Annotated in this window: 7 protein-coding genes and 1 pseudogene; 5 read left to right on the forward strand and 3 right to left on the reverse strand. The window is 42.6% G+C overall.

Translation table 11 applies throughout. The features are described from left to right. Nucleotides 1-9 precede the first annotated feature (9 nt). A pseudogene (locus H6G26_RS00860) lies at nt 10-1,062 on the reverse strand (aldo/keto reductase). Between the two features lie 445 nt (nt 1,063-1,507). Beyond that, entirely contained in the window at nt 1,508-2,356 is an 849-nt protein-coding gene (locus H6G26_RS43665) for a calcium-binding protein (RefSeq protein ID WP_199326580.1), read from the reverse strand. Nucleotides 2,357-3,087: 731 nt separating this feature from the next. Here H6G26_RS43665 and H6G26_RS00870 point away from each other — a divergent pair. The 4 genes from H6G26_RS00870 to H6G26_RS00885 all read left to right on the forward strand — a co-directional run bounded on the left by H6G26_RS00870 (nt 3,088) and on the right by H6G26_RS00885 (nt 10,702). Then, nucleotides 3,088-3,492, forward strand: a complete 405-nt coding sequence (locus H6G26_RS00870) for a DCC1-like thiol-disulfide oxidoreductase family protein (RefSeq protein ID WP_190727454.1) — start codon at nt 3,088-3,090, stop codon at nt 3,490-3,492. A gap of 406 nt (nt 3,493-3,898) precedes the next feature. Further along, nucleotides 3,899-5,746 carry a malto-oligosyltrehalose trehalohydrolase gene (gene treZ / locus H6G26_RS00875; RefSeq protein WP_190727455.1) on the forward strand — a complete coding sequence of 616 codons (1,848 nt, stop codon included), beginning with the start codon at nt 3,899-3,901 and terminating at the stop codon, nt 5,744-5,746. Nucleotides 5,747-6,262: 516 nt separating this feature from the next. Then, entirely contained in the window at nt 6,263-9,061 is a 2,799-nt protein-coding gene (gene treY, locus H6G26_RS00880) for a malto-oligosyltrehalose synthase (RefSeq protein WP_190727456.1), read from the forward strand. A 123-nt stretch (nt 9,062-9,184) separates the two neighbouring features. Then, nucleotides 9,185-10,702, forward strand: a complete 1,518-nt coding sequence (locus H6G26_RS00885; protein ID WP_190727457.1) for a trehalase family glycosidase — start codon at nt 9,185-9,187, stop codon at nt 10,700-10,702. 498 nt (nt 10,703-11,200) lie between these two features. On the opposite strand, the gene H6G26_RS00890 is transcribed toward H6G26_RS00885, so the two are convergent. Continuing rightward, the gene (locus tag H6G26_RS00890) at nt 11,201-11,353 is read right to left on the reverse strand and encodes a hypothetical protein (RefSeq protein WP_190727458.1); all 153 of its coding nucleotides are present in this window, start codon (nt 11,351-11,353) and stop codon (nt 11,201-11,203) included. Nucleotides 11,354-11,799: 446 nt separating this feature from the next. On the opposite strand from H6G26_RS00890, the gene H6G26_RS00895 reads away from it, so the two are divergent. Continuing rightward, nucleotides 11,800-13,209 carry a nicotinate phosphoribosyltransferase gene (locus H6G26_RS00895; RefSeq protein ID WP_190727459.1) on the forward strand — a complete coding sequence of 470 codons (1,410 nt, stop codon included), beginning with the start codon at nt 11,800-11,802 and terminating at the stop codon, nt 13,207-13,209. Nucleotides 13,210-13,269: the final 60 nt, after the last annotated feature.

Genomic DNA, 13,269 nt, shown 5'->3' on the forward strand with positions numbered 1-13,269 from the left:
GACAATTAGTTAAATACGGTGGTTTCTTATAGTATTAAATGTGCCACCGAAAAGCCGATCGTGAATTACATCACTCTGCAAAAAGTCGTGGGGAAAACCTAGTTCAATTTGACTCACTTGATTTAAACGTTGCAAATGTTCTGGCGAAAGAGTGATGTTTAAAGAAGCTAAGTTATCTTGAAACTGCGTTAATTTACGTGCCCCAATTATCGGAATAATCACACCATTTTGAGCGTGTAACCAAGCTAATGCTACTTGTGAAGGTGTGTGTCCAATTTCGGTTGCAACTTCACTAACAACTTGAGCGATCGCTAAATTCCGTTCTGAAATAGTTCCATACGCTGGATTTACTAATCTTCCTTGTTCGCTACTCTCTTGAGGAGGCTGATTATATTTACCTGTCAACACGCCACCACCCAAAGGCGACCACGGTGTTACTGCTAAATCTAAAGCTTTAGCCATCGGTAACAAGTCTCGTTCTGGTGTTCGTTGAATTAAACTATACTCAATTTGTAGAGCGACAAACTGCGTCTATCCTTGATATTGGGCAATGGTATTTGCTTGGGAAACGATCCAAGCGGGTGTGTCAGAAATGCCGATATAGAGTACTTTACCTTGACGGACTACATCATCAAGCGATCGCAAGACTTCTTCAATAGGTGTTGTGAAATCCCAAGCGTGTAACCAGAATAAATCAATGTAATCGGTATTGAGTCGTTTCAGGCTACCTTCTAAAGACTGGATTAAGTTCTTGCGATGATTTCCACTGGCGTTAGGGTCGCCTTTTTTGTCATTCATCCGCAAGGGAAAAGAATATTTTGTCGCAACTACAAAGCGTTCTCGTTCTTTAGCAATCAACTCACCGACAATTTTTTCACTGCTACCATCGGTATAACCGTTGGCGGTGTCAATGAAATTTCCTCCTGCTTCTGCATAGCTATCGAAGATTTTACGACTTTCGTCAACAGATGCGCCCCAAGCCCAATCTTCACCAAAGGTCATGGTTCCCAAGGAGAGTTCAGAGACTCTTAACCCGCTTTTGCCCAAGAGTTTGTATCTCATGAATATTTTCTCATTAATGAAAAAACTAAGCAAATACCATTCCAAAGGCATGATAACTGGAAAGCGGGGGCAATGTTTGAGGATAAGCCGTTTAATATTTGTGTTGTCGTGCTATTTAAATGCAACGGCCGCTTTGTTAATCCACACTATTCTTTTTTGCCACCCCCATTTATTGAAAGGATACATAAAAGTTACAGTTAAAAAGGCGTTGCTGATTCCATGTATGAAAATGATTTTGCATAATACCAAAATCCTTGTAGAGACGTAGCACTGCTACGTCTCTACATCTAGATTCATACTTCAATTCAGCAACGCCAATATTTTTATATAACTAGATTTTTCAATTTAATAAACTCGGTTTCTGAGTTTTTTGATGTCTGCCAATGGTGCCGTAGCTAAATAAAGTACGGCACCCTACAATCTAGAATCTCAAATCCATAATCTTCTAGGCAATTACTTCGATAACTTGAGGGCCGTTAACGCCGTTGATTCTAGCAATTTCGACAGAGCCAAATTGCGAACCGCTACCATCTCTGTCGAAGAATAGAATTGAGCCATTGGTGTCAAATCTAAAGCGTTGAGTAGTATTGGTGAAAGCACTACCAAGAGTGAATTGAGTAGGTTGTAATTGCCCTACTACAAGTCCACCTCCGAATCCAGATGCGGAAACTTGGACTTTATCACCTTGAGATGCGTTTAGGTCATTGATAATATCGCCACCCTCTGAAGCACTGTTGTAACGGAAGAAATCAGCTCCTCCTCCACCAGCTAAAATATCTCTACCCAATCCGCCAATCAGAATATCATTACCATCTCTGCCATCAAGGTTGTCATCACCCGAACCACCGTTCAGGACATTGGCTCCAGCATTCCCAGTTAAGCGGTCATTTCCATTACCTCCGAAAACATTATCAAAGTTCACAACTCGGAAATTTAAAGAACCGAAATTGGGAATATTGCTGATGTTGACTTGTTCAGCAGATAAATCAGCAATTAGCTGTACATTGCTTCCAGAAGAGTCTATCGTATCTATCGCAGTTGCTGAACCAATAATTTTTTCAATCCTAATAAGTTGGTCTGTACCACCACCACTTTTTTGAACTGTACCTGTTGGTAATACTCTAACACCACCACTTTGGCTGTAATCTACGGTGTCTTGTCCATCCCCGCCATTAATAGTGTCGTTACCAGCACTAGCAAAAATTAAGTCATCTCCATTTAATGCAAGGATTATATCGTTCTCGGGTGTACCGTTAAGAATATTGTTTAGAGGAGTTCCAGTGATATCAGCCATATTTATTTATGAGGTAATTGGTGTTTGAAGTTACAAGGTCTGAAAATTAAAGATATACTTACGCGTCGCAAGCAATCAGTATTTTCTTGTACCCATGTTGTGTATCATAAAAGACTATTTTGTAAAAAATGATAAATATATAATGTTTTTTCTGTTAAGGAATAATAATAAGATAATGAAGGCTAATTATTTTTTTAGTAATGAGAGTAATTTGCTATACAAATATTTGCTGTTCTTTGTTTGGAAACTATGATTTTAAGATTTAGGCACTGTACAAATGCATAGTGATGTGCATTAACAAAAATAGATTGTTTCAGCTTTTCTTAATTATCCTCTGCTCGTAACTAGACCATGCTGTAGGCACACAGCAATACTTTGTCCTTAGGAAAAATGTGGTTTTTTAACTTATTTATATTCGATGTTTTTTGTCAATGGTTAAATCCTAGATTTTAGCTCTTTTAAGGTGGTGAAATTTAGAACGAGAATAGGTTATTTCAACGTTCAAAAAGTCCAAGCTCCGAGCGGAGCATTCAAGATGGTAGCACAGAAACAACCAACATATCTTCGTTCGCCACCTTGAAAGGGCTAGTCCTAACAAATTAAATTTTGTTTTGGCTGAGGTGAACCGAATTATTTAGTACTACGTTACTTAGGCAAGAGCGATCGCTACGATTTTCTAAGCTAAAATACCAAAGTTGTATTTAAACACATCTGACAAGTCAATTATTTTTATGAATTACTACGTAATGTACGATGGGAATTGTAATCTCTGCGTTACCTTAGTACGATCGCTAGAAACCTTAGACCAAGGAAAGCTGTTTCGCTACAGTCCTATGCAAGATGAGCAGACACTTTTACGGTGGGGAATTACAGCTCAAGACTGTGAACAGGGGATGATTTTAATTGATGGCAATGATCCTCAAAGACGTTGGCAAGGTAGTAACGCTGCTGAAGAAATTGGGCGTTTATTGCCAGCAGGAAGTATATTTGTAGACGCTTATCGAGCCTTACCAGGGATGAAATGGGCAGGCGATCGCTTTTACGAACAAATCCGCGATAATCGCTACACCATATTTGGTAAGCGTTCTAATACATATCAATCGTCATACTGTGTAGATGGTAGCTGCAAGCCGTAGGTAGTAAAGCCAGTCTGAGGCAGGGAGCAGGGAGCAGGGGGATGAGGGGAAACCCCATAAATAAATGTATTGGCTCTGAGACAAATACGCATTATTTATCGTCGCAGTTTTCGCTTAAAATAAATATTTTTTCCTTAAGCATAAATACATTTATTAGCTCGTAACCCTATACTGCTGGGGAATTCCAGCATCTTTCTCCCCCTGCCCCCTGCCCCCTGCTCCCCTGCATCTTTGGTCATTAGACTGAATTTGTTCTGATCAAAAATCCGCCTCCAGGTGCTAGCAAAAACTCTGCTAGACCAACCATTATGCTATCTGGCGTGTTTGTAAATATTTTGCAATCAATGACATTTGCCATCGCGCCACGATTCGGCACAACAAACTGGAACTGATGGGAGGATACTGCGTGAGAATAGGTGCTAACTACTTGGGTAACGGAGAGTGTGAATTTACAGTTTGGTCTCCGCTATTAGAGAGCGTCACTGTACAAATTTTGACGCCAGAACAGCAGTTAATTCCACTCAAGCCTCAGTCTGAGGGATACTGGCAAACGAAAGTCAACGATGTGTATCCAGGCACGCTTTATCGGTATGTCTTAAATGGGCAAGACGCTTTTGCCGATCCTGCGTCGCAGTATCAACCAGAAGGGGTACATGGGCCGTCTCAAATTGTCGATCAACATTTTGAGTGGACAGATGAAGGGTGGACTGGCATTCCTGTGGAGTCGATGATTTTTTATGAAGTTCATGTTGGGACATTCACGCCTGAAGGAACTTTCACCGCTATTATTTCCCGCTTACCGGAACTGAGAGAACTGGGCATTAACGCCATTGAAATTATGCCCATCTCCCAGTTTCCGGGAGATACTCATATTGAAGCAACTCTTGCATACCGCAACTGGGGTTATGACGGCGTTTACCCTTACGCTGTCCAAAATTCTTACGGTAGCCCAGCCGATCTCAAGCAACTGGTAAATGCTTGCCACCAACACGGAATTGCCGTAGTGCTGGATGTGGTGTATAACCACTTTGGGCCAGAAGGCAACTATATGAGTCAGTTCGCGCCCTACTTTACTAAAACCTATAAAACACCTTGGGGCGAAGCGCTGAATTTCGACGATGCCCATAGTCAGGGTGTGCGAAATTATTTTATCGAAAATGCGCTTTACTGGTTGCGCGAGTTCCACATAGATGCATTGCGCCTGGATGCTATTCAAGCAATTTACGACTTGGGGGCGAAGCATTTTCTGTGGGAACTAGCGGAAGCAGTTCATCATTTCTCAAAACAAGGGCAAAAATGGAAACGCCATCTAATTGCCGAAAGTGACCTGAATAATCCGCGAATAATTCGTCCAGCAGAATTGGGTGGATATGGTCTTGATGCCCAGTGGAGTGATGATTTTCACCATTCATTGCACGCACTGTTGACAGGCGATCGCCAAGGATATTATCAAGATTTTGGGCAAGTGGCTCAGTTGGCAAAAGCTTATGAAGATACTTTTGTCTACGATTGGAAGTATGCCCCACACCGCAAGAGATTTCATGGCGTATCTTGCCGCGATCGCCCCTTATCACAATTTACAATCTGTATTCAGAATCACGATCAAATCGGCAACCAAATGAAAGGAGAACGCCTCAGCCAGAAGATATCTTTTGAAGGATTGAAGTTAGCTGCTGGGGCTGTGCTGCTGTCGCCCAACTTACCCCTGTTGTTCATGGGAGAGGAATACGGCGAAACCGCACCCTTCATTTACTTTGTCAGCCACTCCGATCCAGATTTAATTCAAGCAGTTCGAGCCGGACGCAAAGAAGAATTTGAAGCATTTCACTTCGCAGATGATCCCCCAGATCCAGAATCGACAGAAACTTTCCTAAAGTCTAAGCTCAACTGGGAATTACGCAATGAAGGAAAGCACAAAGTTCTGTGGAATTGGTATCGTCAGTTAATTAATTTACGCAAGACGCATCCAGCCCTTTTGAATCAAGACCGCAATTTCATCCAAGCGACTAGCGATGAAAAAAAGGAGTTGGTTATCGTGCGTCGTTGGTGCGAATCAAGTGAACTAATATTTGTGATGAATTTCAATTCGTCTCCAGTGACAGTGGCTCTGCCGTTTGAGCAAAACGCTAATAAATTGTTAGACTCTTCTGATACCTCGTGGTCTGGGCATGGTTCTGAAGCTGCTGAACATCTGTCTGTGGGACAAGAAGTGAAATTGCAACCTACTAGTTTAGTACTCTATGAAAAAGGATAAGGGGGAGGGTTAGAAATTAAAGTTTCAGCCTTATAACTTCAATATTCAAGCTAAAAGGCTTAATGTTTGAGCTAGAAGACTTAACGTTCGAGCTAGAAGACTTAACGTTCAAGCAATAAGGCTTAAGGTTTGAGCTAGAAGACTTAATGTTTGAGCTAGAAGACTTAATGTTTGAGCTAGAAGACTTAAGGTTCAAGCAACAAGGCTTAAGGTTCGAGCAATAAGGCTTAAGGTTCGAGCAATAAGGCTTAAGGTTCGAGCTAAAAGATTGTTTTAAAAATGGTTAGCTGTGATGTTAGGTACTTATTGATCCCCCCTAACCCCCCTTAAGAAGGGGGGAACTGAAATCAAAGTCCCCCTTCTTAAGGGGGATTTAGGGGGATCTAGAACGTTTCACTGGCGAGAAGAGGACTTTTCAAACATCCTCTAAAAGGCTCAACGTTCAAACTCAAATTCCCCCATCTCCCTCATCTCCCTCATCTCCCTTATCCCCCTTATTCCCCACTCAAAAAAACTATGCGAATTCCTACCGCAACTTATCGAATTCAGTTTACACCTCAGTTTGGCTTTGACAACGCCAAAGCGATCGCAGCTTATCTTGCAGATTTAGGTATTTCTGATTTATATGCTTCCCCCATTTTTAAAGCCAGATCCGGGAGTACGCACGGCTACGATATAGTAGATGCCACCCAACTTAACCCAGAACTGGGAACTAATGAATCCTTTGATGCATTAGCAAGCGAAATCCAATCCCTTGGTATGGGCTGGTTACAAGATATTGTGCCCAACCACATGGCCTATAGCAGCGAAAACGATTACTTGATGGACGTATTGGAACACGGCCCAGATTCCAGCTATACTGACTACTTCGACCTTTCTTGGAATGCTCCCTTTGGCGATCGCCAAGAGCGAATTCTCGCGCCGTTGCTGGGAGATTTCTATGGTGCATCCTTAGAAAACGGACACATTCAACTGCAATACGAAGAAAACGGTTTAACCGTCAACTATTACAGCTTAAAACTGCCGTTGCGGTTAGAATCTTACACAAAATTTATCACCCATAATCTGGGTAAACTCACCCGCACACTGGGACGCAATCATCCCGATTTTATTAAACTATTGGGGATTCTCTACATTCTTAGAAGTGTGCCCTCAGAAGTTGCGGGAAAACAGCGACAAGACCAAATCGCATTTATTAAAGGATTGGTTTGGGAACTCTACACCACAAACGATGCCATCCGTGAGTTCATTGACGAAAATATTCAAACTTTCAACGGAGAACCAGGTAATTCAGAAAGTTTTAACTTGCTAGATGAATTACTTAATGACCAGTTTTACCGCCTCGCCTTCTGGAAAGTTGGCGCGGAAGAAATGAACTACCGCCGTTTCTTTACTGTCAATGAACTAATTTCCGTTAAAGTTGAAGAAGTGCGGGTTTTTAATAATACCCACAGTTTAATTCAAAGGTTGGTTGAGGAAGGTAAATTTACTGGTTTACGCATTGATCATATTGATGGGCTTTATAACCCAATCCAGTATCTCGAAAGGCTACGAGAAAAAACGGGAGATGTTTATATTACGGTCGAGAAGATTTTAGAACTCACCGAAGAATTGCCGGAAAACTGGAAAATTGAAGGAACATCGGGTTATGACTTCTTGAATTATGTAAATGGCGTATTTTGTCAAACTGAAAATGAATCATCCTTTGATAAAATCTACCAAAACTTTATCGGCTCAAGAGTAGATTATGCATCGGTGGTGAAGGATAAAAAGCACCTGATTTTGGAAAAGAATTTAGCAGGTGATATTGACAATTTGGCTCTTTTATTAAAGAACGTCTCTAGCAAATATCGCTATGGCAATGATTTTACACTGAATGGCTTGAAAAGAGCGATCGCCGAAGTTTTGACACTGTTCCCGATTTACCGCACCTATATTACACCCGATGGAATTGGAGAAAGCGATCGCGCTACCATTCAAGAAGTAATTCGCCAAGCCAAAGAACAAGCGCCCCTGTTGCAGAACGAACTGACTTTTATTGAAAAGTTAATGCTGCTAGAGTTTGATACATCTCTGACTCAAACAGAACGCGAACAGTGGATATATTTTGTCTTGCGGATGCAGCAATACAGCGGCCCGCTAATGGCAAAAGGCGTAGAAGACACCACACTATATGTTTATAATCGGTTGCTGTCGCTGAATGAAGTCGGGGGAAATCCCGGACATTTTGGCATCGACTTAGCCAAATTTCATGCCTTTAACAAACAGCACCAAGCAATCTGGCCTCATACGATGAACACCACAGCTACCCACGACACCAAGCGCGGCGAAGACGTGCGAACTAGGTTAAATGTTCTCTCAGAACTCCCCGATGAGTGGGAGCAGCAGGTAAATACTTGGAGCGCCATGAATCGGGTACATCGCAGCTATCGCCACGGGTTTGCTATGCCTGATCGCAACGACGAGTATTTCCTCTATCAAACCTTGGTAGGGGCGTTTCCCTTTGCGGAACATGAACACGCATCCTTTGTGGAACGGGTAAAAGACTATATAATTAAGGCAATTCGAGAAGCGAAAGTTCATACAGCATGGTTGCGACCTGATAGCGAGTATGAAGAAGCTTGTACCTCCTTTATTGAGAAGGTACTCGACCCTTCCCTCTCTAGAGAATTTCTAGAAGCCTTTCGCCCCTTTCAACAGAGAATTGCAGAGTATGGTATCTTCAATTCCCTTTCCCAAACTCTACTGAAGATTACCGTCCCCGGCGTACCCGATATATACCAAGGAACAGAACTTTGGGAACTCAGCCTAGTTGATCCAGACAATCGCCGCCCGGTAGATTTTGAACAGCGACGCACTTACTTAAGCACTATCCGCGAACAGGTGAAAACCGACATTCTGGGTTTAATTCAAGAGTTGCTGAGTGATAAAACCGACGGCAGAATCAAACTGTTTCTAACGGCTCAATTACTGCAAGCTAGAACCAACTATGTTTCATTATTCCAGGACGGCGACTATCTGCCGTTAGAAGTTCAGGGAACCTACGCCAATCATATAATTGCCTTTGCGCGGCGAGAAGGGAATCAAACAGCGATCGCGATCGCACCTCGCTTTTTAACAAGCCTCATCCAGCCTGGAGACAACCCCAACGGCTTGTCAGTTTGGAAAGATACGCACCTGCAACTCCCCCCTGGAACTTCCCCCACCTGGAAAAACGTCCTTACTCAGCAACCCTTAGAGGTTACAGAAACATTATCTATCGGATCTGCCCTCGCTGATTTTCCAGTTGCTTTATTGGTTAGTAGTGCCGAGTAGAAACATAAGTCTATCTCACGCAGAGAAATGCCGAAAAACCTCTGCATATCTCTGCGATTCCCTTAGCGTCCCTCTGCGTAAAAAAAATAATTCCAAACTCCTCAACACTTGTCAAATTTAATTATGATCACTTCACCAACACTTACCATCACGCAGATTGACATCCTGCGGGGCCATATCAAAAAAACCTGGAAAACCTTAACGCGATCGCACGAACACTTATTACAATCTGCCAAAGATACCAAACTAGACCATAAAAGTGATACTCCTTGGATCGTCTACATTTCACCCTCAGAAGATTGTCCCAACATTCAAACTGTGTTGGAGCGATCGCTATCTTCCAAGGATATGCAACAGTTGCAAATTCGCACTTTGCCAACTGAAGCGGAAGCGATTAAAGAGCATGGGTTACTATACCTACCAGGCCCTTATGTTGTACCCGGTGGGCGCTTTAACGAAATGTATGGCTGGGATAGCTACTTTATATTACTGGGACTTTTGCACGATGAAGAATGGGAGCTAGCACAAAGCCAAGTTGATCAGTTGTTGTACCAGGTGCAGCATTACGGCACTGTTCTGAATTCCAACCGGACTTATATGCTGTCGCGATCGCAGCCCCCCGTCCTCAGCATGATGGTTTTGGCGCTATTCCAGCACACCCAGGATGAAGAGTGGTTAAAATCAACCATACCGATCTTAGAACAGTTTTATTATTACTGGGTAGTACCGCCTCACCTGAATCCGGCAACAGGCTTATCCCGATTCTATGCTTTTGGGGAAGGCCCTGCGCCAGAAGTTTTGTTTTCTGAGCGGGATGATGAGGGAAAAAGTCACTATGATCGCGTCAAGGAGTACTATAAAACTTTTGAGGTTGAAGATTATGACGTTAGTCTTTACTACAACCGGGAAAAAGACGAACTGACGCACCTATTTTACAAGGGCGATCGCACCATGCGCGAGTCCGGTTTTGATATCACCAACCGCTTTGGCCCTTTCAGTGCTGATATCCTCCATTATGCTCCTGTGTGTCTCAACAGTTTGCTGTATCAGGTAGAACAAGACTTGGGGCAAATCCACAATATTTTTGGGAACGCAGAACTGCAAAAACAATGGTGCGATCGTGCAGATATCCGCCGCGATCGTATTGATCGCTGTCTCTGGGATGAAGAACAGGGGCTTTATTTGGATTACCACTTCCAGAGTGGAAAACGCCGTTGCTACGAATTTGCCACCACATTCTATCCCCTATGGCTAGGAATTGCTTCTCAAGCCCAAGCCCAGCGCGTCGTGGAAAACCTCTCTTTGTTTGAAGCCCCAGGCGGAATTCTTACCAGTACTCGTGTCACCGGAAACCAGTGGGATGCTCCCTTCGGTTGGGCACCACTGACGTTTATTGCTGTCCAAGGACTTCACCGTTATGGGTTTCATACAGAAGGCGATCGCATTGCCAACAAATTCCTGGCTATGGTAATTAAAGAATTCGAGCGTCACAATACCCTAGTTGAGAAATACGATGTTGAACGCTGTTCTGCCAACGTTTCCTACGAAATCTCCTTTGGATATAGTTCTAACGAAGTTGGTTTCGGCTGGACAAATGGAGTCATTCTGGAACTCTTAGCAGGCGGTGGAAAAAAAGTTTAAATAAAAAGGCGTGAGTTTTTTCCTCACGCTTTTATCTTATTTATTACACTTGACTCTATATGGATTATGTATAGTTGAATGGAATTTGAATGGGACAAAAATAAAAGCCAACAAAATATCCCTGATACAGGTATTGTAGGGTGTGTTAGACGGAACGTTGTAACGCACCAAATCCTTATAATTGATGCCGTACTTTCGTCTAACACACCCTATATGTCTTTTCACAAATCAAATAGTAACCCTATATATCAGTCACAACTCTGATTGCTATATGAGTTTTGCAAGATATCTATTCATCAGGAGCCAGAATGCAGAAGGAATTGGAAGAGTGACATATTGCAATACACCACTACTTTTGAATAATAGCGTTTAAGTACGGACCCAAATCTACAAATTAGTGATTTTCAATTTTATGGTTTGCCTGAATCCGCCGATAATTGTCCTCGCCTGAATTCTGAATTTTAACTCCTGTATTATTTACCAATGTTGTTTTAGCACCTACCAATTATCATCTGTACGTTTATCGTAAGGCTCACCTGTAAAAGGTTGTACCCCAATAACAGGATAAGCATCATCAGTAGGGCCAAAAATCCGCATTGCAGCTTCAGAAATATACTGAGTTACCTTCGCAATGATTTGGGAAATAGCCATAATATTAGACTCCTTTTTTCGAGCCACTTTAATTGTGCTACCTATACTCTAATACTGATATTCAAAGCTTGCTCATATTCTCAATATATTGAGAATATATGCAATGTTTATTCAGATAACTTCGCAATACTTTAGCTTGTGATAAAACAAACTTTTCCCTTTGATTCTAATTGTAACATAGTTGTTTCTCCAACCCCAGTTGGGAAAATAGCAAAACAAACTTTCTCCGACAGAATATTATTTCCCTTCATTAGCCACCTTATTTGATTAGCATTATTGCTAGCTTTTACTATTAAAAAACATTAAGTATTTTATGAAGTTAGTATTAATTTACCTATAAATCTACTGTTATACAGCAATCTCAGAAAATATACTTGCCGGGAGTTGACATTATTTATGGTAAATATTACCATAAATGAAGAAGCATCTTGTAAGGAAGCTCTTGCATGACAACTTTGTCAGATTTGGACTATGTATATAAACAGCAGAGCCAGCAGAACCAGGAACTAAACCTTTCTGCGGATGATTACAGCTTGCTGACCGACCTTTACCAGCTGACGATGGCAGCTTGTTACACAGGCGAAGGTATAGAACAACGACGGGCAAGCTTTGAATTGACTGTCAGACGATTGCCAGAGGGTTTTGGTTATTTAATTGCAATGGGGCTGACGCAGGCATTGGAATATTTAGCCAAAATCCGCTTTAGTTCCTCGCAAATTGCGGCATTACAGGCAACAGGAATTTTTGCTTATGCAGGCGATCGCTTTTGGTCACTTTTAGCTGAGGGAAAGTTTACGGGTGATGTTTGGGCAGTACCAGAAGGGACAGCCGTCTTTGCCAATCAACCACTGTTGCGGGTGGAAGCACCACTTTGGCAAGCGCAACTAGTGGAAACTTACCTTCTGAATACGATTAATTACCAGACTTTGATTGCCACAAAAGCAGCACGGTTGCGGGATGTAGCGGGAGAGCAAGCAACACTTTTAGAATTTGGCACAAGACGAGCATTTAGTCCACAAGGGTCTTTGTGGGCAGCACGGGCGGCGTTGGCGGGTGGGTTAGATTCCACTTCCAATGTGTTAGCAGCGCTACAACTGGGAGAAAAGCCAAGTGGTACGATGGCACACGCCCTGGTGATGGCGTTGTCAGCAATAGAAGGCACTGAAGAACAAGCTTTTAGTGCATTTCATCGATATTTTCCGGGTGCGCCGTTGCTGATTGATACTTACGATACCGTTGCTGCTGCCGGGCGCTTGGCCCAAAAAGTAAATTCCGGGGAAATGCAATTAACAGGAGTGAGATTGGACTCAGGAGATTTAGTTACCTTATCAAAACAGGTGCGATCGCTCCTTCCTGGTGTGCCAATTTTTGCCAGTGGCGACTTGGACGAATGGGAAATTGCCAGATTAAAAGCAGCTGGGGCCGAAATTGATGGTTACGGACTGGGAACGCGACTAGTTACAGGTTCGCCCGTAAATGGAGTTTATAAACTTGTAGACATTGATGGTATCCCAGTGATGAAACACTCAAGTGGTAAAGTTACTTATCCAGGGCGCAAGCAGATTTTTCGCTCGTTTACGGGAGGTAAGGTAAAAGCAGACAGGTTGGGACTTTTAGATGAAATTCCTTTGGATGAAGAACCTTTGTTGCAGTTGGTAGTACAGGAAGGTCAACGCTTGCAACCGTTAGAGTCTTTGGCAACAATTCGTCAACGTACCGTCGCCTCAGTTGCCAGTTTGCCACAACAAACACGGCGTTTGGATCATCCTGTAGCTGTAGAAGTGGAGATTTCTGAGGGGTTACGGGTGTTGACTGAAGAAACTAAGAAACGTAGACGCGCCAGCGGCTTGCCGTAGGCTACCACAGAGGCGCACAGTTCACAGAGGTAATAATTACTCTTTCGGTATGTCTTAATT

The organism is Nostoc sp. FACHB-888 (assembly GCF_014696655.1).
Taxonomy (GTDB): Bacteria; Cyanobacteriota; Cyanobacteriia; order Cyanobacteriales; family Nostocaceae; genus Nostoc.

Bases quoted from the DNA above. Each gene is read 5' to 3' on its own strand.
- H6G26_RS00870 (WP_190727454.1), top strand. From the start codon at position 3,088: ATGAATTACTACGTAATGTACGATGGGAATTGTAATCTCTGCGTTACC.
- treY (WP_190727456.1), top strand. From the start codon at position 6,263: ATGCGAATTCCTACCGCAACTTATCGAATTCAGTTTACACCTCAGTTT.
- H6G26_RS00895 (WP_190727459.1), top strand. From the start codon at position 11,800: ATGACAACTTTGTCAGATTTGGACTATGTATATAAACAGCAGAGCCAG.
- H6G26_RS00890 (WP_190727458.1), bottom strand. From the start codon at position 11,353: ATGGCTATTTCCCAAATCATTGCGAAGGTAACTCAGTATATTTCTGAA.
- H6G26_RS43665 (WP_199326580.1), bottom strand. From the start codon at position 2,356: ATGGCTGATATCACTGGAACTCCTCTAAACAATATTCTTAACGGTACA.
- H6G26_RS00885 (WP_190727457.1), top strand. From the start codon at position 9,185: ATGATCACTTCACCAACACTTACCATCACGCAGATTGACATCCTGCGG.